The sequence below is a fragment of the Nocardia sp. NBC_00511 genome (assembly GCF_045161165.1).
In the GTDB taxonomy this organism is placed as follows: Bacteria; Actinomycetota; Actinomycetes; order Mycobacteriales; family Mycobacteriaceae; genus Nocardia.
In genome coordinates this window covers 7,086,356-7,109,842 of the sequence record NZ_CP107849.1, presented here as the reverse complement: position 1 = coordinate 7,109,842, position 23,487 = coordinate 7,086,356, and the positions used below count along the sequence as shown (strand labels likewise).

Annotated in this window: 24 protein-coding genes; 14 read left to right on the top strand and 10 right to left on the bottom strand. The window is 66.0% G+C overall.

The genetic code is table 11. From position 1 onward, the window contains the following. Window positions 1-163 precede the first annotated feature (163 nt). The 4 genes from OG300_RS32985 to rsgA all read left to right on the top strand — a co-directional run bounded on the left by OG300_RS32985 (window position 164) and on the right by rsgA (window position 4,111). Complete coding sequence (locus tag OG300_RS32985) at window positions 164-1,018, top strand: ABC transporter permease (RefSeq protein ID WP_405487791.1); 855 nt, start codon at window positions 164-166, stop codon at window positions 1,016-1,018. Window positions 1,019-1,025: 7 nt separating this feature from the next. Further along, the gene (locus OG300_RS32980) at window positions 1,026-1,847 is read left to right on the top strand and encodes an ABC transporter ATP-binding protein (RefSeq protein ID WP_405487789.1); all 822 of its coding nucleotides are present in this window, start codon (window positions 1,026-1,028) and stop codon (window positions 1,845-1,847) included. Continuing rightward, window positions 1,844-2,767, top strand: a complete 924-nt coding sequence (locus OG300_RS32975) for a glycosyltransferase (protein WP_405487787.1) — start codon at window positions 1,844-1,846, stop codon at window positions 2,765-2,767. The genes OG300_RS32980 and OG300_RS32975 overlap by 4 nt, the downstream gene beginning before the upstream one ends. 240 nt (window positions 2,768-3,007) lie before the next feature. Beyond that, window positions 3,008-4,111 (top strand): ribosome small subunit-dependent GTPase A, encoded by a 1,104-nt coding sequence (rsgA, locus tag OG300_RS32970; protein ID WP_405487785.1) that lies wholly within the window; start codon window positions 3,008-3,010, stop codon window positions 4,109-4,111. A gap of 58 nt (window positions 4,112-4,169) precedes the next feature. On the opposite strand, the gene OG300_RS32965 is transcribed toward rsgA, so the two are convergent. After that, window positions 4,170-4,769 (bottom strand): DUF5753 domain-containing protein, encoded by a 600-nt coding sequence (locus OG300_RS32965; protein WP_405487783.1) that lies wholly within the window; start codon window positions 4,767-4,769, stop codon window positions 4,170-4,172. Between the two features lie 108 nt (window positions 4,770-4,877). On the opposite strand from OG300_RS32965, the gene OG300_RS32960 reads away from it, so the two are divergent. The 3 genes from OG300_RS32960 (at window position 4,878) to OG300_RS32950 (ending at window position 6,487) form a co-directional block, all read left to right on the top strand. Next, a complete protein-coding gene (locus OG300_RS32960) occupies window positions 4,878-5,177 on the top strand; it encodes a hypothetical protein (protein WP_405487781.1) in 300 nt (99 codons plus the stop codon). Between the two features lie 103 nt (window positions 5,178-5,280). Continuing rightward, window positions 5,281-6,006 carry a helix-turn-helix domain-containing protein gene (locus OG300_RS32955; RefSeq protein ID WP_405487779.1) on the top strand — a complete coding sequence of 242 codons (726 nt, stop codon included), beginning with the start codon at window positions 5,281-5,283 and terminating at the stop codon, window positions 6,004-6,006. 13 nt (window positions 6,007-6,019) lie between these two features. After that, on the top strand, window positions 6,020-6,487 hold the full coding sequence (locus OG300_RS32950; protein ID WP_405487777.1) for an NUDIX hydrolase: 468 nt from the start codon (window positions 6,020-6,022) through the stop codon (window positions 6,485-6,487). On the opposite strand, the gene OG300_RS32945 is transcribed toward OG300_RS32950, so the two are convergent. The 3 genes from OG300_RS32945 to OG300_RS32935 form a co-directional block, all read right to left on the bottom strand. Beyond that, window positions 6,475-7,038, bottom strand: a complete 564-nt coding sequence (locus OG300_RS32945) for an HD domain-containing protein (protein ID WP_405487775.1) — start codon at window positions 7,036-7,038, stop codon at window positions 6,475-6,477. The two genes, OG300_RS32950 and OG300_RS32945, sit on opposite strands and share 13 nt — an antisense overlap. 54 nt (window positions 7,039-7,092) lie before the next feature. Further along, window positions 7,093-7,347, bottom strand: a complete 255-nt coding sequence (locus OG300_RS32940; protein ID WP_405487773.1) for a type II toxin-antitoxin system Phd/YefM family antitoxin — start codon at window positions 7,345-7,347, stop codon at window positions 7,093-7,095. Window positions 7,348-7,452: 105 nt separating this feature from the next. Next, window positions 7,453-7,782, bottom strand: a complete 330-nt coding sequence (locus OG300_RS32935) for a DUF6247 family protein (protein ID WP_405487771.1) — start codon at window positions 7,780-7,782, stop codon at window positions 7,453-7,455. 113 nt (window positions 7,783-7,895) lie between these two features. Between OG300_RS32935 and OG300_RS32930 the strand changes: the two genes are divergently transcribed. Next, the gene (locus OG300_RS32930) at window positions 7,896-9,260 is read left to right on the top strand and encodes a sensor histidine kinase (protein ID WP_405498769.1); all 1,365 of its coding nucleotides are present in this window, start codon (window positions 7,896-7,898) and stop codon (window positions 9,258-9,260) included. After that, window positions 9,248-9,901, top strand: coding sequence for a response regulator transcription factor (locus tag OG300_RS32925; protein WP_405487769.1), 654 nt, complete (start codon window positions 9,248-9,250; stop codon window positions 9,899-9,901). The genes OG300_RS32930 and OG300_RS32925 overlap by 13 nt, the downstream gene beginning before the upstream one ends. A gap of 4 nt (window positions 9,902-9,905) precedes the next feature. Here the strand turns inward: OG300_RS32925 and OG300_RS32920 are convergent, their stop codons facing one another. Both OG300_RS32920 and OG300_RS32915 read right to left on the bottom strand, forming a co-directional pair. Further along, on the bottom strand, window positions 9,906-11,432 hold the full coding sequence (locus OG300_RS32920; RefSeq protein WP_405487767.1) for an alpha/beta hydrolase: 1,527 nt from the start codon (window positions 11,430-11,432) through the stop codon (window positions 9,906-9,908). A 52-nt stretch (window positions 11,433-11,484) separates the two neighbouring features. Continuing rightward, entirely contained in the window at window positions 11,485-12,666 is a 1,182-nt protein-coding gene (locus OG300_RS32915) for a serine hydrolase domain-containing protein (RefSeq protein ID WP_405487765.1), read from the bottom strand. A 265-nt stretch (window positions 12,667-12,931) separates the two neighbouring features. Between OG300_RS32915 and OG300_RS32910 the strand changes: the two genes are divergently transcribed. Beyond that, window positions 12,932-13,780 (top strand): SDR family oxidoreductase, encoded by an 849-nt coding sequence (locus OG300_RS32910; protein WP_405487763.1) that lies wholly within the window; start codon window positions 12,932-12,934, stop codon window positions 13,778-13,780. 59 nt (window positions 13,781-13,839) lie between these two features. On the opposite strand, the gene OG300_RS32905 is transcribed toward OG300_RS32910, so the two are convergent. Further along, the gene (locus OG300_RS32905) at window positions 13,840-15,732 is read right to left on the bottom strand and encodes a glycosyltransferase (protein ID WP_405487761.1); all 1,893 of its coding nucleotides are present in this window, start codon (window positions 15,730-15,732) and stop codon (window positions 13,840-13,842) included. Between the two features lie 126 nt (window positions 15,733-15,858). Continuing rightward, a complete protein-coding gene (locus tag OG300_RS32900) occupies window positions 15,859-16,371 on the bottom strand; it encodes a GtrA family protein (protein WP_405487759.1) in 513 nt (170 codons plus the stop codon). 97 nt (window positions 16,372-16,468) lie between these two features. On the opposite strand from OG300_RS32900, the gene OG300_RS32895 reads away from it, so the two are divergent. From OG300_RS32895 to OG300_RS32885, 3 genes are read left to right on the top strand one after another with little or no spacing between them, the layout of a single operon-like run. Continuing rightward, window positions 16,469-17,440, top strand: a complete 972-nt coding sequence (locus tag OG300_RS32895; protein WP_405487758.1) for a glycosyltransferase — start codon at window positions 16,469-16,471, stop codon at window positions 17,438-17,440. Window positions 17,441-17,478: 38 nt separating this feature from the next. Next, a complete protein-coding gene (locus OG300_RS32890) occupies window positions 17,479-18,993 on the top strand; it encodes a DUF2142 domain-containing protein (RefSeq protein WP_405487756.1) in 1,515 nt (504 codons plus the stop codon). Window positions 18,994-19,036: 43 nt separating this feature from the next. Next, on the top strand, window positions 19,037-20,122 hold the full coding sequence (locus OG300_RS32885; protein ID WP_405487754.1) for a hypothetical protein: 1,086 nt from the start codon (window positions 19,037-19,039) through the stop codon (window positions 20,120-20,122). On the opposite strand, the gene rfbB is transcribed toward OG300_RS32885, so the two are convergent. Beyond that, entirely contained in the window at window positions 20,092-21,096 is a 1,005-nt protein-coding gene (gene rfbB, locus OG300_RS32880; RefSeq protein WP_405487752.1) for a dTDP-glucose 4,6-dehydratase, read from the bottom strand. The two genes, OG300_RS32885 and rfbB, sit on opposite strands and share 31 nt — an antisense overlap. A gap of 435 nt (window positions 21,097-21,531) precedes the next feature. Between rfbB and OG300_RS32875 the strand changes: the two genes are divergently transcribed. Continuing rightward, complete coding sequence (locus OG300_RS32875; protein WP_405487750.1) at window positions 21,532-22,227, top strand: hypothetical protein; 696 nt, start codon at window positions 21,532-21,534, stop codon at window positions 22,225-22,227. A 170-nt stretch (window positions 22,228-22,397) separates the two neighbouring features. On the opposite strand, the gene OG300_RS32870 is transcribed toward OG300_RS32875, so the two are convergent. Further along, window positions 22,398-23,405 carry an alpha/beta hydrolase gene (locus OG300_RS32870; protein WP_405487748.1) on the bottom strand — a complete coding sequence of 336 codons (1,008 nt, stop codon included), beginning with the start codon at window positions 23,403-23,405 and terminating at the stop codon, window positions 22,398-22,400. Window positions 23,406-23,487 lie beyond the last annotated feature (82 nt).

The following is a 23,487-nucleotide window of genomic DNA, read 5'->3' as shown; positions in this document are numbered from 1 at the left end:
CGCGTCTCGTTCTGGACTGAGTGGAGCGGGGGAGCGCAGCGGTGGAGCGGAGGGAGGGAAGAACGAGACTCAGGCGCCGAGAACCCGCCGGAGCGAAGCGGAGGCCAAAAGAACTGAGCTAAGGTCGGGTCTTGTGCCTGCTGCTGCTCCTCCCGACTCGGCGATGACCGAAGTCCGTTCGGAGAACGAACCGGTGCCGCCTGTCTCGGACTCTCAGTCCTTCAGTCGCGCCTTCAAGGATTTTCGTGACGGGTTCTCCCAGCGCGAGTTGTGGCTGGCGCTCGGCTGGCAGGACATCAAGCAGCGGTATCGCCGCTCGGTGCTCGGCCCCTTCTGGATCACCATCGCCACCGGTTTGCAGGCGGCCGCGATGGGTGTGCTGTACGCCACCCTGTTCGGGCAGTCGCTGAATTCGTATCTGCCGTATGTGACTGTCGGGCTGATCGTCTGGAATGTGATCAATGCCAGCATTCTCGAGGGCTCGGATGTCTTCATCGCCAACGAGGGACTGATCAAACAGTTGCCGTCGGCGTTGAGCGTGCACGTGTATCGGCTGGTGTGGCGGCAGTTCCTGTTCTTCGCGCACAACCTGATCATCTATGTGCTGATGGTGGTGGCCTTCGGGATCTGGCGGCATCTGCACTGGTCGAGCCTGCTGGCGATTCCGGGTCTGCTGCTGCTGGCCATGAACGCGCTGTGGGTGACGATCGTGTTCGGCATCTTCAGCACCCGCTACCGCGATCTGGCTCCGATTCTGGGCAGCACCACGCTGATGCTGTTCGTGCTGACGCCGGTGATGTGGAAACCCAATGTGCTGCACGGTGCGGCGAGCGATCGCGCCAAGCTGGCGGAGCTGGTGCCGACCTACCACTACCTGGAGATCGTGCGCGCGCCGCTGCTCGGTGACCCGATCCACCTGCGCAGTTGGATTGTGGTGGTGGCCATTACCGTGGTCGGCTGGCTGGTCGCGATACTGGCGATGAAGAAGTTCCGTTCCCGCGTCCCCTACTGGGTGTGAAGGCTCAATGACCGACCATGTGAGTATCGAGACCCACAACGCGTGGGTGGAGTTCCCGATCTTCGACGCCAAATCCCGTTCGCTGAAAAAAGCGGTGATGGGTTCGGCGGGCGGCGCGATCGGTCGCAATCAGTCCGATGTGGTGGTCGTGGAGGCGTTGCGCGACATCACCATGTCGTTGAAGGAAGGCGACCGGGTCGGTCTGGTCGGGCACAACGGCGCGGGCAAATCGACACTGCTGCGGCTGCTTTCGGGCATCTACGAGCCGACCCGCGGCAGTGCGCAGATTCGCGGCCGGGTGGCGCCGGTGTTCGATCTCGGGGTCGGCATGGATCCGGAGGTTTCCGGTTTCGACAACATCGTGATTCGCGGGTTGTTCCTCGGGCAGACCCGTAAGCAGATGCTCGCGAAAATCGACGAGATCGCCGAATTCACCGAACTGGGCGAGTATTTGGCGATGCCGCTGCGCACCTACTCGACCGGTATGCGGGTGCGGCTGGCCATGGGTGTGGTCACTTCGATCGATCCGGAGATCCTGCTGCTCGACGAGGGCATCGGCGCGGTCGACGCGGAATTCATGAAGAAGGCGCGGATCCGCCTGCAGGAATTGGTCTCCCGTTCCGGCATTCTGGTGTTCGCCAGCCATTCCAACGAATTCCTCGCCCAGCTGTGTGATTCGGCGATGTGGATCGATCATGGACAGGTACGCATGCACGGCGGCATCGAGGATGTGGTGCGCGCGTACGAAGGCCCCGAGGCCGGCGATCACGTGGCAGCGGTGCTGCGGGATCTGGAACGCGAACGTGAACCGGAACGGAATCCCGCATGAGTGAATTGTCCACCCCCGTCTACGGCGATGCGGCGCGCATCGTCGCCATCGTGGTCACGCACAAACGCCGGGAACTGCTGGCGGAGTCACTGAAGGTGCTCTGCGGCCAGACCCGGCCGGTCGACCATCTGATCGTGGTGGACAACGGGAACGAGGCCGAGGTCGGCGAGCTGGTGCGCGAGCAGCCGATCGAAACCACGTACCTGGGGTCGGAGCACAATCTCGGCGGCGCGGGCGGTTTCGCGCTCGGCATGCTGCACGCGCTCAGCATGGGCGCGGACTGGGTGTGGCTGGCCGACGACGACGGCCGCCCCGAGGGTCCGGAAGTGCTTGCCACGCTGTTCGATTGCGCGCAGCGGCACAGCCTGGTCGAGGTGTCGCCGGTGGTGGCCGATATCGACGATCCGGATCGGCTGGCGTTCCCGCTGCGCCGCGGCGTGGTGTGGCGGCGGTTGCGCTCCGAGCTCGGCGACGAGGATTTCCTGCCCGGTATCGCGTCGCTGTTCAATGGCGCGCTGGTGTCGGCGGAGGCGGTCGACAAGATCGGGGTGCCGGATCTGCGGCTGTTCGTGCGCGGTGACGAGGTGGAGGTGCATCGGCGGCTGGTGCGTTCCGGGCTGCCGTTCGGCACCTGCTTGCAGACCGCGTACCTGCATCCCAACGGGTCGGCGGAGTTCAAGCCGATTCTGGGTGGGCGCATGCACACGCAGTATCCGGACGACCCGGTGAAGCGGTATTTCACCTACCGCAACCGCGGCTATCTGATGTCGCAGCCCGGTATGCGAAAGCTGTTGCCGCAGGAGGTGGCTCGGTTCGGGTGGTTCTTCCTGGTGCAGCAGAAGGATCCGGCCGGGTTGATGGAGTGGCTGCGGTTGCAGCGGCTGGGGCGTCGCGAGCAGTTCGACAAGCCCAAGTCCTGATCGTGGCAAAAGCCCTGGTCAGAAAATCCGTTGCGGTTTCTCCGGCCGCCTGACAGGGTTTGGTTCGTTCTTGTTCGACCGTGGACTCGTCGAGTCCCATGAGGGAGTGAAGGAGGTGGATTCCGTGAAGACGACAGTGCGGATTGTCGTGCCCCGACTGAATGTCGGCCCACGCGTATCCATCTCGAATTCCCCGCGCTGAGTCCACGTTCCGGGCTCGGCCCGACGAAGGACTCTCAAATGTCTCCGGTCGACTTCGACCTGCTCGCTCCCTACGGCTGGACCTCCGCGCAGGCCGCCGACTATCTTCCGCTCCTCGGCGACTCGCTGATTCCGGCCCGCGTTGTTCGCATGGATCGCAGCGAATGTGACGCCGCCGCACCGCTTCCCACCGCCGACTACCGCAGTCGCCTGAGCGCTGCCGTGGTGCGCGTGGCACTCCCGCGCTCGGACTCCGACATCAGCGGCCTGTGCACCGGCGACTGGGTGGCGATCGACGCCACCCGCACCGTCCGCGCGCTGCTCCCCCGCCGCACCGCCATCGTGCGCGCCGCGGTCTCCGGCCACTCCGATTCCCATGCCCGTTCCGGCACCCAGATCCTCGCCGCCAATGTCGACACCGTGCTCGTCTGCACGGCCGCCGACGGCGACGTGGACCTGGGCCGTATCGAACGCCTGCTGGCGTTGGCCTGGGAGTCCGGCGCCCAACCGGTAGTGGTCCTCACCAAAGCCGATCTGGCACAGGACATCCCGCTGGAGGCGGTCCGCGCCGCAGCCCCCGGCGTCACCGTGGTCACCGTCAGCGCCGCAGGCGGTTATGGCATGGACGTCCTGACCGCTCTGCTGGCGGGCACCGTCGCCCTGATCGGCCCCTCCGGTGCGGGCAAGTCCACCCTCGCCAATGCCCTTCTAGGCGAACAGATCTTCGCCACCAGCTCCGTCCGTGAGGGCGACAAACGCGGCCGCCACACCACCGTCCACCGAGAACTCCGCCCCCTCCCCGGCGGCGGCACCCTCATCGACACCCCCGGCCTCCGCTCCATCGGCCTGGCAGACGCAGCCGAAGGCCTGACCCGAACCTTCAGCGACGTCGAATCCCTCTCCACCCATTGCCGTTTCACCGACTGCTCCCACACCAGCGAACCGAGCTGCGCAGTCCTGGCAGCCATCGAATCCGGCGCCCTCCCCCAACGCCGCCTCGACAGCTACCGCAAACTGACCCGCGAAAACGATTGGCTCGCTTCCCGCAACGACGCCCGCGCCCGCGCCGAACGCCAACAGGCCTGGAAAACCATCACCAAAACCCAGCGCCGCATCTACAAGGACCGCGACAACCGCCGCTGACCATGGCTGCCCGGCCAGGTACCAACCTGACCGGGCAGCCATGTCCTCAGCCTGCGGTTCACCTCGACTGGTGCTCTGCCACAGCCGTTTCGATCAACCGCTTTGCATCGTCTTCGTACACCGCTTGCCCCGCGAGGATCTCGAAGGTCCTCGCGTGCAAGGCGATTCCGTCAGGATCGTTGACGATGATCTCTCCGCCGACGGCTTCGGCCGAGGCTTCCGTGTCGTCGTGGATGACGAATCCCGCTGCGGGCGCCCTGAAGTCCGCGTCGAGCGGCACGATTCCAAAGCTGATGCGGGGGTTGTCCATCAGGTCGATCAGGTGGGCGAGTTGGTCGACCATGATCCTGTGGGTACCGACCGTCCGGCGCATCACCCATTCACCGATCAGGAAACGGAACTCGTGCCCGTCCTGATCCAGTACCGCTTGTCGCCGCATCCGGGTCGCCACCACGTCATCGAGATCGTTCTCGATCCCGAGTACATCGATGCAGGCACCGAGTATCGCCCTGGCGTAGGGCTCGGTCTGGAGCAGCCCAATCATCACGTCTGGTTGCCATGTCCGGATCAGGCGGGTTTCCGCCTCTTCGTCGAGGATTGACCGTTGAAGGGGCGCAAGGCCGGTGGAGCAGGTCTGCAGCCAAGGTTCGTAACGCATCTTCCCTACCTCGCATACGCGCTGGTCTTGATGCTCTCGGACAATCGTAAGCTGCTGGACAACAGTATGTTTCGGTTATCCAAGTCTCTCGCAATCCGGCTTCCCCCGATGGAGTTCCTCTGGGGATATCGTGATCACATCCAATACATCCGTCCGGAGATAGCCGAGAGCGGTCGCCCGAAAGTTCACGTTCTCTCCTCGTCGTATTTGGTCATCGGGTTCGCTCTGGAGAGCTGTGAATCCGAGGAGTTCGAGATAGAAGCCCGATTGGTTCCCGGTCTCGTCTCCATCGCATTCGAGCTCGAACAGTCCACCCGGGAAGCTGAAGAGTCTTGTCCGCCGGTTCATCTCGCTCCCCCGTTCTTCGTGGTCAGGGCCATCGTGGCGCTGAGGAACAGGATCTTGTAACCACGTTCAGGACCGCTTCGCAGACGTCCTGGGACGATTTCGGCGTCCCACAGCGATTCCCTTGCCGATGGTTGATGAGTCGGTTTCCATTGAGACTGTGAACATGCGGCTTCAGAGCGTGCTGCATCAACGGGGTATCCGTCCCGAAGCACTCGCCCAGGTATGCGAGGTGGATCCGAAGACGGTCAGCAGGTGGCTCGGCGGCAGGATGCCGCATCCGAGACACCGGCGAAGCGTCGCCCAACACCTGCGTATCGAGGAAGAGTTCTTATGGCCGCCGAATCCGGACGCAACGCCGGTCCCCGAGAATGCGGAACTGATTGCCACCTACTCGAACCGCGCTGAGGTTCCCCGGGACGTGTGGTTGTCGCTGCTCCGCGGTGCCACCGAGCAGATAGACATTTTGGTGTTCTCGGGGACTTTCATCGTTCAGTCCAACCCACTGGTCGTAAAAATGCTCTCCGAACAGGCGGCGCGGGGCACCACGATCCGGCTGTGCTTCGGCGACGCGGAAGGCCGGGCAGTCGATGCGCGTGGCCATGAAGAGGGCATCGGGGACGCACTTGCGGCCAAGATCCGTGCGTCACTGAGCTATTACCGACCACTGCTCGGCCAGGACGGCTGCGAAATTCGGCTGCACGACACCACGCTCTACAGCTCGCTGTTCCGCTACGACGAGAACCTGATGGTCAACCCTCACATTTGGGGATTGCCAGCCAGCGCGAACCCACTCTTCCAGCTCAAACGGGTCACGAGCCACACCTGGTTCGACAGCTACACCAACAGCTTCGAAACCATCTGGGCTGGTGCCCGAGCCTGGACACCCTGACGGAAGGTCAACGATGGGCCGGATCGAGTACTACAACGACCCGACGGCTCCCAAGCCGAATTCTCTTGTGGTGGCGTGCAATCTGCTCGTCGCCGACGACTCGGGGGCGATCCTTCTGCAACGAAGGCGCGACACGGGGCAGTGGGCTTTGCCTGGCGGGGCAATGGATCTCGGTGAGACAGCGGCCGAGTGCGCGATCCGGGAATGCCAGGAAGAGACCGGGATAGCGGCCGAGATCACGGGTTTCCTTGGCGTGTACAGCAATCCGAATCACATCGTCGCCTATACCGACGGTGAGATCCGGCAGCAGTACGAGAACTGCTACATCGGCAGACCTGTCTCGGGTAAACCAACGATCAATGAAGAAGCCGACGGCGTGATGTTCGTGCTTCCCGGGGATCTGGACAGCTATGACATTCATCCGAGTATGAGGCAGCAGATCGGGGACTATCTGGCAGGGAGCTACCCCTACCTCGGCTGACTCTGCATCTCCGACTCCACGCGGGCTACTGCCGCGAGTATGTCCGGTGTTGCCCGTCGAATGAATCTGCCCACCAACGTATCCGGCCCGTAGCGAACCACGACTTCTTCGATGCGGTCTTCCGCTGTGGTCGGCTCGCCGTCGGGGGTTGTCGTGATGTCGCAGTAGGTCAAGGCATCGAGCAGTGCCTGCTCCCTCGGGACTGGAAACTCAGTTTCCAGTTGTTCCCTCAGGCCGCGTTCCTCGGCTTCGAGTAGGGCGAAGGTGTGGTTGGCGACCAGACGCACGAGGCGATCGTCCGCATGAAATTCGTCCCGCAGGAAACGGGCACCGTCCAGAGGGTGGAAGCCGGTCGCGGCCAACCTGGGTGCGTAGCCGATGTCGTGCAGGATCGCGGACATCACCAGTAGCTCCGAATCGCAATCGAGCTGTGCCGCAAGCGCACTCGCCGCACGAGCCACTCCCTGGCAATGTGCCCATCGCCTGGGCAGTGATATTTCGAGTTCACTACGTGCCAGACGCCAAGCCCAGGACGACTCGTGATCACCCATCCCGCAACGGTAGCTCCTCGAACAGCGCCACCGCAGGTCCGGAACGATACTCATTCATCGGCGCTGCTCGTCGATGAGCTCGCTGACGATGCCGTTCCCTTGGACGGGTGTGGGGGCAGGCAGCTTCTTCTTGCGTGCCGGTTGTATGCGGCCTTCGGCCCGCAACTGCTCGAGTCTGGTCGACTGTTCGATAGGAACGATGCGGGCGATCGGGCGTCCATGATCGGTAATGGTGATGGTACGACCTGCGCGAACCTCGGCCAGGTGACGGCTCAGACCGTCACGCAACTCACGAATTCCGATATCCATCGTCACCTCCTGTGTCGCCAAATTCTGGCGAATAACGCGCCATACGAGCCGTTGGACCACGACACGTGAACCTCGCGGGCGTGGTCATCGATGAGGCGCACCGGCTCAGCTTGCTTGCCGTCGGCGTTCTTCGATCGCGGCTAGCATTTCGTCCAGCGTGCGTCCCTCGGGGTTTCCGCCCTTTGCCTGGATCTGGTCGACCTTGTCGAGGATCCGGCAGTAGGAGCCCGGGTCTCGCTGCTCCAGGACTGCGGTGTGCTGCCATTTGGCCAGAAGGGCATGAATACCCTCAAGCGATTTGGTGCATTTGGCCTGATCGAGAACGAGATCCCACTCGGTGTCGAACTCGGCGCGCAATGCCGGGACCAGAGCAGTGCGCAGCGCCTCCGGCTCAGCAGCCGGTATCAGTGCGGGCCGAGGCTGCGGAGTGGCCATGCGGTTCAGCGTATCGGGGCAGGCGGATGGGTCGGCGGGTTTGCGGGATGGGGACGCTAAGTTGATGGGATGAATCCCGATCAGTTGGTACGCGGTGCGGAGTTGTTGCCGTGATGCGCTGGATCTTGAGGCGGGTTCGGAGATTGCCGGGGGCTATCGGGTATTTGCTGGTGGGTGGGGTTACTTCGGTGGTGGCGCTTTTTTTGGTGTTGGCGGTGTTGGTTGTGGGGGCGGCGAGTTTGGTGGGGTTGGGGGTGCCTGCTATTCCGGAGGTGGTTCGGGTGGTTCGGCCGGTGGTGGGGTTTGAGCGGAGGCGGGCTGGGCGGAGGTTGGGGCGGGCGATTGTGGTGGAGTATCGGCCGATTAGTGGGGGGTTGCGGGAGAGGTTGGGGGCTGTGGTGGGGGATCCGGCTAATCGGCGGGATTTGGGGTGGTTGGGGGTGCATGGGGTTTTTGGGACGGTGATTGCGGTGTTGGCGGTTGGGGTGCCGTTGGGGTTTCTCAATCAGGTTGCTATTCCTGGGTATTGGCAGGCCGTGTTGCCGGATAGGCCGGTGGACAGTTTCGGGTTTCAGGTGACTTCTTGGCCGTTGGCTTGGGCGAGTTTGGCGATCGCGGTGCCGCTGGCGGCGGTTACGTTGCAGATTCCGATGGTGGCTCAGGGGCAGGCGCTGCTGGCTCGGGCGCTGCTCGGGCCGGTGCCGGATGCGGGGTTGGCGGTGCGGGTGGCGGAGTTGACCGCTACTCGGGCGGCGGCTCTGGATGCGCATGGGGCGGAGTTGCGGCGGATCGAGCGGGATTTGCATGATGGGGCGCAGGCTCGGATCGCGGCGGTGATCATGCAGTTGGGATTGGCTGATCAACTGCGGGAACGGGATTCGGCTACGGCGGATGAGTTGGTGCGGAAGGCGCAGGAGACCGCGGAGGCCGCGCTGGTGGAGTTGCGGGATGTGGTGCGGAGCGTTTATCCGCCGGTGTTGGCGGATCGGGGGCTGGCCAGCGCGCTGGGCGCACTGGCGGCGCGATCACCGATTCCGGTGCAGCTGAATCTGAATGGCGGCATTGCGGTGGAACAATTCACGTCCATCGACGACACGCGGGCGGTCGGAGGTTCGGCTACGCCGGTCACGAGCGGGTTCGGTGCCGCCCGACGATCGGACCGGGAGGCGAGCGGATCGGCGCTCATCGGGCGGTTGCCTGCCGCTGTGGAAGCGGCGGCATATTTCGTGATCGCGGAGGCGCTGACCAACGCGACCAAACATTCTGGGGCACAAGGGATTCAGGTGAGTTTGACCGAGGCCGATGGCAACCTGGTGGTCGACGTGCGCGATGACGGGTTGGGCGGGGCACATGAGAGTGAAGGTGGCGGGTTGGCTGGCATCAGGCGGCGGGCGGAAGCGCTCGACGGGCGGATGACGCTGAACAGTCCGGTCGGCGGGCCCACCGCGATACGAGTGGAGTTGCCATGCGGGTTGTGATCGCGGAGGACGACGCGCTCTTGCGCGAAGGGCTTGCGCTGCTGTTGAAGTCGTCCGGGATCGAGGTGGTCGCCGCCGTCGACAATGCGGCCGATTTCCTCGAGGTCATCGCGGCGGATCGACCCGATGCGGTGGTGATGGATGTGCGGATGCCGCCCACCTTCACCGATGAGGGGCTGCGGGCGGCGGTGCGGGCCAGGGAGATTCATCCGGGGCTGCCGGTGCTGGTGCTGTCGGCGTGGGTGGAGGACAGTTACGCCGCCGAGCTGCTCGGGGACGGGCTGGGCGGGATCGGGTATCTGCTCAAGGAGCGGGTGGGGCGGGTCGATCGGTTCCTGGAGTCGTTGCGGCGGGTGGCGGACGGCGGGACCGCGATGGATCCCGAGGTGATCTCGCAGCTGCTGGTGCGGCGCAAGAGCGATGACCCGCTGTCCGCGCTCACGCCGCGGGAACGTGAGGTGCTGGCGCTGATGGCGGAGGGGCTCGACAATGCCACCATTGCCGAGCGCCTCGTGGTCACCGAAGGTGCTGTGCTGAAACATATTCGGAGCATCTTCGCCAAGCTGGGCCTGTTCGCCGACGAGGTCGGGCACCGCCGGGTGCTGGCGGTGCTCGCCTATCTGAATTCGGGTCGCGGTTGAGGGCTCAGTTGTCGTGGCAGGTGATGTCGGCGGCGGGCAGGGTGCCGTCGCGCAGGTAGGTGTTCACCGCGTCGTAGACGCAGGCGTTCGGGTAGCGACCGAAGATGGAGTGGATCGGGACGTTGTCCAGGGTGACCAGGCGGGAGCCGGTCAACGCGTGCCGCATGGCCTGCGCACCGGCGTAGCTGGTGCGGGTGTCGCCGGTGGACTGAATGATCAAGGCGGGCAGGCCGTTACCGATCACCGTCGGCGTTTCGGCGGGCGGCGCCCAGAACGCGCACGGGGTGATGTTGTTGGCGAAGGAACCGAATACCGGTTGGCTGGCGCGGGCGGCTTCGATGTTCTTCCAGTAGAAGTCGGGGTCGTGCGGCACGCCGACATCGCCGCACAGCACTGCCATCTGGGGCGAGTTGTCGCGCGGCTGCGCGCGCAGGATGATGTCCAGCTTCGCGGTCAGGTCGGGATCGGGCTGGACGGATTTCCCGGCGGCGGCATCGGCCAGGTCGCGGATCTGCGCGGCGGCCAGGCCGTACTGCCCCGGTGAGTCGAAGGCGATGTAGAGGATCAGCGGCAGGCTGTGCTCGTCTACCTCGAACCGACCGATCCGGATCGGTTGCGCCGCAGCGTGTTCGATCAGCCGCGTCACGGTGGCACGGGCGGCGTCACGGGTCGCGCCGAGGTGGTATTCGCTGTCACGGGCCCCGGTCCAGGTCGCCCAGGCATCGAGGTCGGCCTCGTTGGGCGCGCCCATGTCCTGCAACATCCCGACCGACCCGTACTTCACCGGGTCCACACTGCTGTCCAGCACCACCCGATCGGTGCGCTCCGGGAACATCTGCGTGTACACCGCGCCCAGGTAGGTCCCGTACGAGGTCCCCATATAGCTGATCCGGTCCTCGCCCAGCGCACCACGGATCACGTCCATGTCGCGGGCGGTATTGCGAGTGGTGATGTGCGGCAGTCGATCTGCCTCGGTGGCGGCGCAGCGCGCGGCCATATCGGCTGCGGTGGCGGTGGATTCGGCGAAGCCCTTCGCATCGATGCCCGCGAACTGCAGCCCGAAACCGGTGGGCCAATGGCAATCGATCGCATCCGAGCGCCCGATACCGCGCGGGTCCATCCCGATCAGGTCGTAGCGGGCCCGGACGTCGTCGGTCATCGCCGGGCTGGTCCTGGCGAAGTAGTCCAGTCCGGAACCGCCCGGGCCGCCGGGGTTGGACAGCATGACGCCGCGGCGCTGCGCGGCATCGGCGGCGGGGATGCGGGAGATGGCGACGGTCATCGTCCGCCCTTGCGGCTCAGCGTAATTCAGCGGCACCGTGACATCGGCGCACTGCATGCCCGCGACGTCCAGGCCGGGACCGTCACACGGCTGCCAGCTCAGGTGCTGGCGGTAGTAGCGGTCCAACGGCAGGGCGGCGGTCGCCCGCTCGTTCACGGCGGTGGCGGTGATGGCGGCGGTAGCGGCGAGACCGACCGCCGCCAGCGCGGTCAGCGCGCGGCGGGTCCGCAGCACTTCTCGGATGCGCATGGGTTTCCTCTCATCAGGTGTCGAGCGGTGTCCGCAAGGGCGACAGGGGAATTCAGGCGCAGATCGCGGCGTCGAACGCCTTGCTCACCGCGTCGGCGGCGGCTTCGCTGCCGGGCAGCTGGTTGACCGTCACCACCACGGCGGTCCCGTCGGCGGTGACGCCGTTGCGGGTTTCGAAGCCGGGGATGCTGCCGCCGTGCCCCCACACCTGCTTGCCGCAGGAGACCGCCAGGTTGATCAGCGCCAGGCCGTAGCCCGCGCCGGGCATCCGGTCGAAGGGCACGGTCTGCTTCATGGCGTCGAGTTGCGCTGCGGGCAGCAGCTTTCCGGCCAGCAGTGCGGTGAAGAAGCGGTTCAGGTCGGCGGGGGTGGCGACCATGGCCCCGGCGGCGCCGCCCCAGGACGGGTTCAGATCGGTGAAATCGACTCGGCTGCCGTCGATTTCCTGATATCCGCGCGGGTGCGAACCCCGGATGGCGGTCTCGTCGGTCGCGGGGTAGTAGGTGTCGCGCAGGCCGAGCGGTTGCAGAATGCGGCTGTTGATCTCGTCGGCGGGCGAGTGGCCGGTGACGTGCTGGATCAGCATGCCGAGCAGGATGTAATTGGTGTTGGTGTACACGGCCTTCGCGCCGGGTTCGAACTGCGGCGGCAGGCTCATGGCGATGCGCACCAGCTCCTCGGGCTGGTACACCCGCCACCGCGCCTGTTCGCTGTCCGGGTGCAGCTGTGGCGAATTCGGGTCGGGCCGCAGTGCCGGATTGCCGCTGGCGACGTAGTCGGGCAGCCCGCTGGTGTGCTGTAGCAACTGATGCACGCTGATCCGGTTGCCGTCATTGCCGTTTCCGGTGACGACACCGGGCAGATAGCGCTCGATCGGGGCTTCCAGCTCGACCTTGCCCTCGGCGACCAGCTGCATGATCACCGTGGCGACGAAGGGTTTGGTGTTGCTGCCGATCCGGACGCGGGCGTCGTCGGCGATGGGCGCGCCGGTGGCGAGGTCGCCCGCGCCCGCGGTGAAGGCGTGGTGGCCGCCGGGCCCGTCGATGGTGACCTGTGCGCCGGGAAATCCGGCCCGCACCAGGTGATCGAGGGCCTCGGTGACGCCGCGGTAGGCGTCCTTGCGGGACGATCCGGAGGCTTCGACGTCCCTGGTGCAGCCCTGGGCCGCGACCACGGCGACCAGGCTCACCCCTGCCAGCACGGCCCGTACCCGATTGCGCCGCTGTCCGCTCATGGAAGCTGTTCCTCCTGTTCAGGCCGGGTTTTCCGGCACTTTCGAGCCTAGGAAGACCGGCCGTTCCCGCCCATGGCCCGCGCACCCGAATCCGGCTCCCGTGGGCTGCCGGACGGGGGTGGTGCCCGCACTACCCCTATGCACCTCGTTGCATATCGAAGGTTTCTGGCCTAACGTCCGAGTTGGGGGAATTCGCACCCCGCTCGGTCGCCGGAACGCGGATGATCGAGACCGGGGTGTCACCACAGCAGACGGGAGCGGATCCATGACCGAGGCACGAAAGCCGCTGGCGAGCCGGACCATGATCATGTCGGGCGGTAGTCGCGGGATCGGGCTCGAGATCGCCAAGCGGGCGGCGGCCGACGGCGCGAACATCACGCTGATCGCGAAAACCGATGCGCCACATCCGAAATTGCCCGGCACCATCCACACGGCCGCGGCCGAGCTGGAGCAGGCGGGCGGCACCGTGCTGAAGTACCTCGGCGATGTGCGCGACGACGAGGCGGTGGCCGACGCGGTGCGGCAGACCATTCAGCGCTTCGGCGGGATCGACATGGTGGTCAACAACGCCTCCGCCATCGACCTCTCGCCCACCGAGCTGCTGCCGATGAAGAAGTACGACCTGATGCAGGACATCAACTGCCGCGGCAGCTTCCTGCTGTCGAAGCTGAGCATTCCGGCGTTGAAGGAATCCGCGCAGGCGGGCCGCAACCCGCACATCCTGACCCTGTCCCCGCCACTGAACCTGGACCCGAAGTGGGCGGGCGCGTCGCTGGGCTACACCATCGCCAAGTACGGCATGTCGCTGACCACCCTGGGTCTGGCCGAGGAACTGCGCAAGTACGGAATCGGCGTGAACTCGCTGTGGCCGCGCACCACCATCGCCACCGCCGCGGTGCGCAACCTGCTCGGCGGCGACGAAATGGTCTCCACCTCGCGGACCCCCGACATCTACGCCGACTCCGCCTACCTGGTGCTCACCTCACCGGCCAAGGACACCACCGGCAATTTCTTCATCGACGACGAAGTGCTTGCCGCGCACGGGATCACCGACCTCGACAAGTACCGGGTGGTCCCGGGCGACGGCCCGCTCACCACCGACCTGTTCCTCTGACACGAAACAGGGCCCGGGACTTCATGTCCCGGGCCCTGTTCAGTGGAATATCCTGCCGTCTACTTGATTCCGTAGAGGCGTTCCCAGTTCTCCCGACTGGTCAGCTCCGGCACGGCCGAGCGCCAGCGGTTCTGCAACTCGGGCAGTTCGGTGCGCAGCTGCTTGAGCACGCGGTAGGCGCGCAGCAGTAGCGCACGCGCGGTTTCCTTGTCGCGCACCCGGACTCGCACACCGGACTGCGACGCGTCGGTCACCACCACGTGATTGAACAGGCCGACGTGCCACCAGTGCGCGTCCTCGCGGGTGACCGCGACCGGTCCCGGGATGACGCGCCCGGTCCACTGGTTGAGCGCCCGCTTGAACAGGATCAGCAGCGGACGACTCGGTTCGCCGCCCGCGCGCCGCACGTGCAGGTGCGCGTTGGGGACCGGCGAGGTGGCGGCCGGGTGCTTGATCGTCTCGGCGTAGTCCGAGCGCGAGCCGCGTGCCTTGGCCAGCGCCTCGATACCGCCGTCGCGCAACGCTTCCGGACCGCGCAGGAAGTCCTCGACGCCCTGCAGGGTGGTGTGCGCCAGGCCGTACTGCATGCCGACCAGGTATTCACCGATCTCGCGGAACAGCTGGCGGGTAATGGCTTTCGGGTCCAGGTCGGTGTGCAGGGAGGACACGATGAGCGAGTTGCGCGAGGAGAAGTAGCGCGCCCAGTCGTCGAAGTCCTTCCAGTAGAAGTCGGCGTGCCACACCGCGGCATTGGGCAGCGTGACGGTGACGAACCCGTGCTTGCGGGCGCGCAGACCGTATTCCACGTCGTCCCACTGGAAGAAGATCGGCACCGGCAGCCCGATCTCCTTGACCACCTCGGCCGGGATCAGGCAGGTCCACCAGGCCTGGTAGCCCGCGTCGACGCGACGCTCCTGATGCTTCTTGAGCATGGAGGTGTTGCGCAGCGCCTTGGCGACCTTCTGGCCGTGGCGCAGCTTGGGCAGATTCGTCTCTTCCGCACCGACATTCAGGTAGTCGGGATTGAACAGGAACAGCATCTGCGCGCCCACCAGGGTGGGTTCGACGGTCATGTTGGCGAAGGCGTTGAGCCGCAACACCGTTTCCGGCTCGCACAGGATGTCGTCGTCCATCAGGATGACGTCGGCGTGCTCGTTGGCGCCGGACACCTCGTAGAGGCCGCGGGTGAAACCGCCCGCGCCACCGAGATTCGGCTGCCGGATGTAGCGCAGCTTGTCACCGAACTTCGGCTGCGTCTCGGTGAACAGCGCCTGGTCCTGGACCAGGTCGGTGCCCTGGTCGACCACGTACACCGCGTCGATGAGCGAGAGCACGGTCGGGTCGGAGGCCAGCGCCGCAACGGTATTCGCGCAGTCCAGCGCCCGGTTGAAGGTGCAGATCGCGATGGCGACCGGACGCACCCGCTCGGGCGCGGCGGTGGTCCACTCCAGATCGGTGATCGACACCTCGCCGCCGAGCGCCTCGAACTCCAGCCACAGCGCACCACCGTCGACGTACATGTCCAGCGGTGCGCGCAGCACCACCCGACCGGCCTCGCGGACCACGGCGGTGTCGACCACGCGGCGGTGCCCGGCGATATCGGAGGCCGCCAAGCGGATCCGGGTCTTACCGGTCACCTCGAGGGTCATGCCGACCTCGAGTTCCTTGACGTGGGTCCAGCGCTGCCAGTAGCTGGCCGCGAAGCGCCCGAAGTAGGTGTTGGTGTGCGCGGTCGTGCCCTTGTCCAGCCACAGCGCCTGCCGCTCCCGGGTGGCCCGACCCTTGACGACCACATACAGGTCGTCGCTGATCTTGGGCGCGGGCCCACTGAAAATGCCTCTCGCGAGCACCAGCCGCTCGGGTGCCGCGTGCTCGGCACGCAGCGTCGCGGGGGCTCCGGCTGTCAACCGGTCGCTGTTTTCGGTCACGGCCTGCCCAGCCTGATCCACCATGAATCCCTCGACATCCCTCGAATTGCCTCAGATACCGGCACACCTGGAGGTGGACGCACACCCACGCTCGCGCTCGGCGGGGCTGAGAATATCAATGCGTCCTCCGGGTGGCAGCGCGAACCCTGACTATTCATTTGTTCCAGGCACAGCATCCTTCTCGCCTGCACCGGTGAACACGAATTTGTCATAGGCCCAGTAGCGGAACACGACCGCGACGATCTGACCGATCAGGGTGCCGGACACATTGTCCGCCAACGGACTCGACAGGTGCAGCACGTAGCGGGAGAAGCCCAGGCACCCGAGCTGCAGCCCGATGGCGACCACATTGAACAAGGCGTAGAGCACATATTCGCGGGTCGCGCTGCCGCCCTTCTTGTGCGCGAAGGTCCAGAATTTGTTGCCGAAATAAGTGACCACCGTCGCGACCCCGATGGCGATGATCTTGGCCAGTAGCGGCTGGTGGAACAGCGGTCCCTCCCCACCGGTGAACACCAGCAGGTTGTAGGTTCCGGCGTCGACCGCGAACCCGATCAGGCCGACGACCAGGAAGGCCCCGCCCTGGCGGAACGCATTGCGAACCTTGCCGACCAGGGTTTCGGGCGCGGGCTCGTTCACCGCCGTGGACTCACTGCTGGACACCCGGCGACGGTACCCCAGCCCGCAGCACCCATATTCCTGAGAACGTCGGGTACCCTCCCCGTGTTCGTATTCGGCTTCCGACCAGAGGATTGACGGGGTGGACTCCACCGAGCTTCGTATTGCCGCCATCGTGCCGTGCCATAACGAAGAGGCCGCGGTCGCCAAGGTCGTCACCGACCTCAAAGACGCCGTCCCCGGCATCGTCGTCTACGTCTACGACAATCTGAGCACCGACGCGACCGCCGACAAGGCCCGCGCCGCCGGGGCGATCGTGCGCACCGAGAACCGCAAGGGCAAGGGCAATGTGGTGCGCCGCGCCTTCGCCGACATCGAAGCCGACGTGTACCTGATGGTCGACGGCGACGACACCTACGACGCGTCCGCCGCACCGGAGATGATCCGCGCGCTGCTGGACGGCCCCTACGACCACGTGCTGGGCGTGCGCCGCGAACTGGCGGGCGAGACCGCCTACCGGGCCGGGCACGAAACCGGCAACAAAGTACTGAACGGTGTGGTGGGCAAGGTCTTCGGCGAGAACGTCGAGGACATGCTCAGCGGCTACCGGGTGTTCTCGCGCCGGTTCGTGAAGTCCTTCCCGGCGGTGTCGCGGGAGTTCGAGATCGAGACCGAGTTGACCGTGCACGCGCAGCACCTGGGCGTCCCGCAGACCTCCGTCCCGGTCGGTTTCCGGGATCGGCCCGCGGGCAGCGAATCCAAATTGCGCACCTACACCGACGGTTTCAAGATCCTGCGGCTGATCGTGGGCCTGGCCCGGCACGAGCGGCCGGTCGCCTTCTACGGGTTGTTCGGCACGCTGTCGTGGATCATCTCGATCATCCTCATCACGCCGATAGTGATCGAGTTCTATCAAACTCACGAGGTGCCGCGCTTCCCGACGCTGTTCCTGGGGTTCACGCTGCTGCTGCTGGGCAGTCTGGCCTGGACGGCCGGGCTGATCCTGGACGGCATCCGCCGCTCGCGGCACGAGGCCGCCCGCCTGATGTACCTGCGCTACGCCGCCGCCGGCGAACGTGAACCCGCTGCCGCGCCGGGCAGTTCGGTGCGATGAGCGTGCGGACCGAAGACCAGACCGCACCATCGGAGACCGTGGTTACCGAAGTGAACGAGAGCTCCACCGTGGACCGCGTCCGGCGCGTCTACACCCGCGTCGAACTCCGATTCGGCACGGCCGCCCTGGTTTTCGTGCTGATCGCGGGCGTCTTCGGCGCGGTCTGGTCGGTGCTGACGCCGCCGTTCTGGGGCCACGACGAGATCACCCAGTTCGGGCGCGCCTACCAGGTGTCGCAGGGCGGGTTCCTGCCGGAGAAGATCCACGACGATCGCGGCCCGGCCTGGGGCGGGCAGGTTCCGGTCAGCATCAACGCGCTGTCGAGCTACGCCTTCGACGACTACAACAACAATCACGACGAGCCCGAACCCATGGTCGCCGACCCGCAGGGCTACGACCTGCTGGGCGCGATGCCGGTGTCGAGCGCCACCTCACAAGTCTGGTTCACCAATACCGCTGCCTACTCCCCCGTCCCGTATCTGCCGCCCGCCGCGGGCATTCGGCTCGCGCAGGCCTTCGACCTCAGCACCGGCGGCATGCTGCTGGCCACCCGCTGGGCCGGGCTGATCGCCTACCTGGTGATCGCCGGGTTCGCGTTGCGGACGCTGCGCGGGCATCGGGTGCAGTGGCTGGCGTTCACGGTGTCGGTGCTGCCGATCGCGCTGTTCCAGGCCGGGACGGTCACCGCGGACACCGTCACCAACGCGCTCGCGCTGGTGGTGTCGGCACTCGTGGTGAAGGGCCTGTTCCTCGGACAGCGGCTCTCGAAGCCGGAGACCGTGGCCGCCTGCGCCGCGGCGATCCTGCTGCCGGTCTGCAAGCCGACCTACGTGCTGCTGGCCATGCTGATCGTGCTGATTCCGGCGCGGCGCTTCGGTTTCGGCGGCCTCGAGCGGATCCGGAACTGGCAGCGGGCGCTGCCGTTCGCGGTGGCCGGGCTCGGCGCGGTGGCGTTCGCGGTGTGGATGAAGATCGCCGCGCCCACCGGTGACGGCATGAGCCTGATGCGGCCCGAGGCGCAGTGGGGCACTGTGCGTCCCGGCGATCAGCTGCACGACATCCTGGGCGATCCGTTCCACTTCCTGCGGGTGTTCGGCGACAGCATCGCGCGCCGCGACCAGCTGTGGTTCACCCAGTTCTTCGGTGCGCTCGGCTTCTCCTACGTGGAGGTACCGGCGCTGACCATCGTGGCGTGCCTGCTGGCCTTCGCGATGAGCATCGGTGCGGGCGACCGCTTCCCGCTCACCGGCGCGAACCGGACCCGCACCTGGGTGGTGCTGCTCACCATCGTGGCCAGCGTGGCGATGATCTACGTGACGCTGTACATGTCGTTCACGCCGGTCGACTACTTCATCATCGACGGGGTGCAGGGCCGCTACTTCGTGCCGCTGGCGCTGCTCGGCCTGGCGGTGCTGCTGCGCTGGATGCCGTTGCGGCTCACCGATTCCGCCGGGCGCATCCCGGCGCGCGCGGCGGCGATCACCGTGGTGGCGGCCAGCACGATCGCGCTGATCGCCGCGGTGGTCAAGTACTCCACCGTCGTCTGGGGCTGAAAACCGGCTCGCCGCAACCCGTCCCCGGGATTAGCATGCGGGGATGGGGTTGCGGAGCCGGGCGCGGTGGCTGACCGCGGCGGTGGCCTCGGGCCTGCGGCGATTGCGACCCCGACGAATAGCCTTGGTGTTGCTGGTAATCGGTTGCGTGCTGGCGACCCCGATCGTTGCGACGGGGGTCTTCCTACGTCTGGAGGACGCCGGAACACTGCCCGCCGCCGCCCGGACCCGCGGAAACGACGCCCTGTGGCTCGGTCATGCCTGGGTGGACGGCCGCAAGGACGACGCCGATATCACACGGCTGGGAATTCTGCTGGCCGGCACCGGGATCAAAGACCTCTATGTGCACACCGGACCGCTGGAAAACGACGGCACGCTGTCGGCTGAACTGGCGCCGAAGGCCCGCTGGTTCGTCGACGCGGTGCATTCCCGGTTACCCGGAATTCGCGTGCAGTCCTGGCTCGGGGATCTGGTGGAACCCGAATTCGACGGCCTCGATACCGCCGATCCGGTGACCCGCGATCACCTCACCGCGACCGCCGCCGGAGTACTCGATCTCGGATTCGACGGCATACATTTCGATTTGGAACCGATTCGCTCGGGATCGCCCGGATTCCTGACTCTGCTGGATCAGGTGCGCGCCGTCACGACGAGCCGCCACGCTCTGCTGTCGGTGTCGGCTCCGGTCATCGATCCATTTCCCGGATTGCATTCCGTCGGACTGGTGCTGTTCGATCACGGAAAATGGTGGGCGCAGGCCTATTTCGCTCAGGTCGCCCGGCGCGTCGACCAGATCGCGGTGATGTCCTACGACACCGCCATGCCGACGAGTTCGCTCTATGGCGGATACCTCGCGCAGCAGACGACTCTCGCCCTACAGGTCACGCCGCCCGGCACGGAACTGCTGATGGGACTGCCCGCATTCCAGGCGAACGACCTGGGTCACCGAGCCGCCGCGGAAACCGTTTCCGCCGCACTGCGCGGCGTGCGCCTCGGATTGGGCCGCACCGAACCGGGGCGAGCCGATTTCGGCGTCGCCCTGTACGTGGATTTCACCGCCACCGACCAGGATTGGTCGGATTATCGGCGGGATTGGGGTCAGAGCACCTTCTCGCCCGCGACCGCGTAGGCGGTCTCGGCCGCGGCTTTCGCCGGACGCCACCAGGATTCATTGCCGCGGTACCAGTCGACGGTGGCGGCCAGCCCGGCGCGGAAGTCGGAATAGGTTGGCTCCCAGCCGAGTTCGGTGCGCAGCAGGGTGGCGTCGATGGCGTAGCGCAGATCGTGCCCGGGACGGTCGGTGACATGGTCGAAGTCGCCGGGATCGCGGCCGAAGGCCTCCAGGATCAACTGCACCACGGACTTGTTGTCGCGCTCACCGTTCGCGCCGATCAGGTAGGTGCGGCCGATGCTGCCGCGCTCCAGGATCTCCCAGACCGCGCTGTTGTGATCGTCGACGTGGATCCAGTCCCGCACCTGATGACCCGCACCGTAGAGGCGGGGGCGGACGCCGTCGATCAGGTTGGTGATCTGCCGTGGAATGAATTTCTCCACATGTTGATACGGCCCATAGTTGTTGGAGCAGTTGGAGATCGTGGCCCGCACGCCGAAGGAACGCACCCAGGCGCGGACCAGCATGTCGCTCGAGGCCTTGGTCGCCGAATACGGGCTCGACGGGTTGTAGGCGGTGTCCTCACTGAATGCGGCGGGGTCGTCGAGCTCCAGGTCGCCGTACACCTCGTCGGTCGAGATGTGGTGGTAGCGCACCTGATGGCGTCGAACCGCCTGCAGCAGTGAATAAGTGCCGACAATATTGGTCTGGACAAATGGCCACGGGTCGGCGAGCGAATTGTCGTTGTGTGATTCGGCCGCGAAATGCACGACCGCGTCGACCCCGCTGACCAGGCGATCCACCAGCGCGGTGTCGGCGATGTCGCCGTGCACGAACTCGATTCGGTCCGCGATCGGGTCCAGCGAAGCACGGTTGCCCGCGTACGTGAGCTTGTCCAATACGGTGACATGGACGCCGGAGCGCCGGGTCACGGTCTGGTGAACGAAGTTCGCGCCTATGAAGCCGGCTCCACCGGTTACGAGCAGTCGCACCCGCCGAACTCTACGTTGGCACGCACAGGGCCGGTGGGCAGACCCGGAGAAGTTGCGGATTCCCAACCCCAAGAGGTACAGGGCGGTGCGGAATCGGATATCGGCGAGAAACAAACCTGTGAGATCTGAAATCTTGACTTCACACCGCTTCTCCGAATTGATTTCCGATGTTCGCTCGATTTATCAAGAAACACAGCATTTTTGGTTCATTCGCTGTGACCTTACTCACAAACCAACCGGACGGTAACGGTTCGGTGGATCGTATATCTCCACCAAAACCTGTCCCTTGCTGCACCTTTCCGATAGCTTGCCAAGCGCGCAATCGTCTTGGTGAACAAAAATTGAACTAACGGTCACGATGGGTTCACCGCTCGTTAGCTGTCCTCCATTTCGATTCAGCGTGTCCCCCCGAGCTCTTCGATGAGGTTTCAACAAATGCTGATGAGGAAATTCGCCGCGACCGCCACTCTGGCCATCGCTGCCCTGGGCGTCACCGCCGGCACCGTGAACGCTGCCCCGGCCCCGGCCGACAACGCCCCGATCAACTACACCGCCACGGTCGACCAGACCAGCACCATCGTCCGCACGGACGCCGGCTCGCTGGTCAACGACAACGGCACCTTCAAGATCGAAGCTGCTGACGGCACCGTCGTCGCGGGCACCCCGCTGTCGTTCCGCGTGGACGACTTCGAGTTCCCGATCGCCGCGCAGATCTCCGGTAACTCCGCGACCCTGACCCCGCAGTTCGATGCGGATCACGCGACCTACAAGCCCGTCGCGCTGCCGTTCGAGGACCAGGCCCCCTGGAAGTCGGACTACGACCGTGAGCAGGCTGCCTGGAACCGCCTGAAGGACACCATCGCGACCGGCGCCACCATCGGCACCCTGGTCGGCGGCGTCGGCGGCGCGGCCCTGGGCTGCGTCATCGGCTTCGGTGTCGCGGGTGTCGCCACCGCTCCGCTGGCCGCCCTCTTCGGCGCCGGCCCGATCGCCGGCTGCATCGGTGGCGCTGCCGCCGTCGGCTTCCTGGGCACCCTCGCGGGCCAGCTGTTCGTGACCGCCCCGGTCGCGATCGCCGCTGCGATCCAGTACTTCTCGACCATCAACGAGCCGCACATCTCCGCCAAGTAATTCGGAGAGCGGTTCTTCGAAACCCCCCGCCCGGTTCGCCGGGCGGGGGGTTTCGCGTTGTGCGGCAGCTGTTTCGAACGGTCCGGGAACGAATGTGGGGCCCGGGAGGCGGACCTCCCGAACCCCACATATCAATCAGGTCGATACCTGACGGGTGTGCGCCGCCGCGGCTACGCGGACTTGGCGATCTGCTCGGATTCGATGCGCTCGCGCACGAAGCGGGCGACATGGGCGAGGGCGGCCCGGCTCTCGGGCATATTCGGGAAGATCGCCATGAAGGCGTGCACCTGGCCGCGCCAGATCTCCAGTGTGGCAGGCACTCCCGATTCGGCCAGTCGCTGCGCCATGATCTCGCTGTCGCGCCGCAGCACCTCGTCCTCGGCGACGATGAGCAGCGCCGGGGGCAGCCCGGCCAGCACATTGTTGACCGGCGAGAGCCGCGGATCGAGGCGGCCGCCGACCTCCGCGCCCAGCTTCACCACGGTCTCCAGCGCCGAGAGCGGGATCAGCGCGTCGCGACGGTAGTTGGGGTGCGCGCGCTTCTCGCTGCAGTCCAGATCCAGTGCGGGACACAGGCCCACGAGCCCGGCCGGGACCGGCAGGCCCGCGTCGCGAGCGCGCAGGGCGGTCGCGAAGGTCATGTAGCCGCCCGCCGAGTCACCCGCGAACACGATGCGCGAGGCCGGGCAGCCGTGGGCCAGCAGCCAGGAGTAGGCGGTCAGGCAGTCGGTGACCGAGCCCGCGATATCGGTCTGCGGCAGCTGCCGGTACTCCACGCTCACCACCGGCAGGCCCGTGCGCCGGGCCAGCGCCGCCACCACGGGCCGATGGGTGTCGAGACCGCACAGGAAGAAGCCGCCGCCGTGCATGTAGAGCACGGCGCCGTCGCGCAGGGACTTGCGGGCTCCGGCGGGCCGCACGATCTCCATGCGGAAACCCTTGAGCCGCACCTGCTCCCGCTCCACCCCGCGCGGGGCCGGACGCAGCTTGGCCAGATTGTCGATGACCGCGCTGGCCACCTGCATGGAGCCCAGGGTGACCGGGACCAGTTCGCCGGCGGGGCGAATCATGGTGCGGCAGGCCATCGCCAGGGCGCGGGCCGCGGCGCTGATGCGGGTCGGGTTCATGACCGGGATGTCGTCGTGGGCCGTATTCACCGCGTTCGTCGTGCTCGCCATTGCGCACCTACCTCACTGCTGGCGCGCCGAGCCGTAACGTCCGGTGACCGATGACTCGGTGACAGGCACGGGAGAGTCGGCG

Coding starts and splice junctions, on each gene's coding strand:
- OG300_RS32920 (WP_405487767.1), bottom strand. CDS start 11,432: ATGCGCATCCGAGAAGTGCTGCGGACCCGCCGCGCGCTGACCGCGCTG.
- OG300_RS32955 (WP_405487779.1), top strand. CDS start 5,281: ATGCGGCTTCAGAGCGTGCTGCATCAACGGGGTATCCGTCCCGAAGCA.
- OG300_RS32875 (WP_405487750.1), top strand. CDS start 21,532: ATGCTGATGAGGAAATTCGCCGCGACCGCCACTCTGGCCATCGCTGCC.
- OG300_RS32870 (WP_405487748.1), bottom strand. CDS start 23,405: ATGGCGAGCACGACGAACGCGGTGAATACGGCCCACGACGACATCCCG.
- OG300_RS32945 (WP_405487775.1), bottom strand. CDS start 7,038: ATGGGTGATCACGAGTCGTCCTGGGCTTGGCGTCTGGCACGTAGTGAA.
- OG300_RS32930 (WP_405498769.1), top strand. CDS start 7,896: ATGCGCTGGATCTTGAGGCGGGTTCGGAGATTGCCGGGGGCTATCGGG.
- OG300_RS32985 (WP_405487791.1), top strand. CDS start 164: ATGACCGAAGTCCGTTCGGAGAACGAACCGGTGCCGCCTGTCTCGGAC.
- OG300_RS32885 (WP_405487754.1), top strand. CDS start 19,037: ATGGGGTTGCGGAGCCGGGCGCGGTGGCTGACCGCGGCGGTGGCCTCG.
- OG300_RS32965 (WP_405487783.1), bottom strand. CDS start 4,769: ATGCGTTACGAACCTTGGCTGCAGACCTGCTCCACCGGCCTTGCGCCC.
- OG300_RS32940 (WP_405487773.1), bottom strand. CDS start 7,347: ATGGATATCGGAATTCGTGAGTTGCGTGACGGTCTGAGCCGTCACCTG.
- OG300_RS32935 (WP_405487771.1), bottom strand. CDS start 7,782: ATGGCCACTCCGCAGCCTCGGCCCGCACTGATACCGGCTGCTGAGCCG.
- OG300_RS32960 (WP_405487781.1), top strand. CDS start 4,878: ATGGAGTTCCTCTGGGGATATCGTGATCACATCCAATACATCCGTCCG.
- OG300_RS32925 (WP_405487769.1), top strand. CDS start 9,248: ATGCGGGTTGTGATCGCGGAGGACGACGCGCTCTTGCGCGAAGGGCTT.
- OG300_RS32905 (WP_405487761.1), bottom strand. CDS start 15,732: ATGGTGGATCAGGCTGGGCAGGCCGTGACCGAAAACAGCGACCGGTTG.
- OG300_RS32950 (WP_405487777.1), top strand. CDS start 6,020: ATGGGCCGGATCGAGTACTACAACGACCCGACGGCTCCCAAGCCGAAT.
- OG300_RS32980 (WP_405487789.1), top strand. CDS start 1,026: ATGACCGACCATGTGAGTATCGAGACCCACAACGCGTGGGTGGAGTTC.
- OG300_RS32975 (WP_405487787.1), top strand. CDS start 1,844: ATGAGTGAATTGTCCACCCCCGTCTACGGCGATGCGGCGCGCATCGTC.
- rsgA (WP_405487785.1), top strand. CDS start 3,008: ATGTCTCCGGTCGACTTCGACCTGCTCGCTCCCTACGGCTGGACCTCC.
- OG300_RS32910 (WP_405487763.1), top strand. CDS start 12,932: ATGACCGAGGCACGAAAGCCGCTGGCGAGCCGGACCATGATCATGTCG.
- OG300_RS32915 (WP_405487765.1), bottom strand. CDS start 12,666: ATGAGCGGACAGCGGCGCAATCGGGTACGGGCCGTGCTGGCAGGGGTG.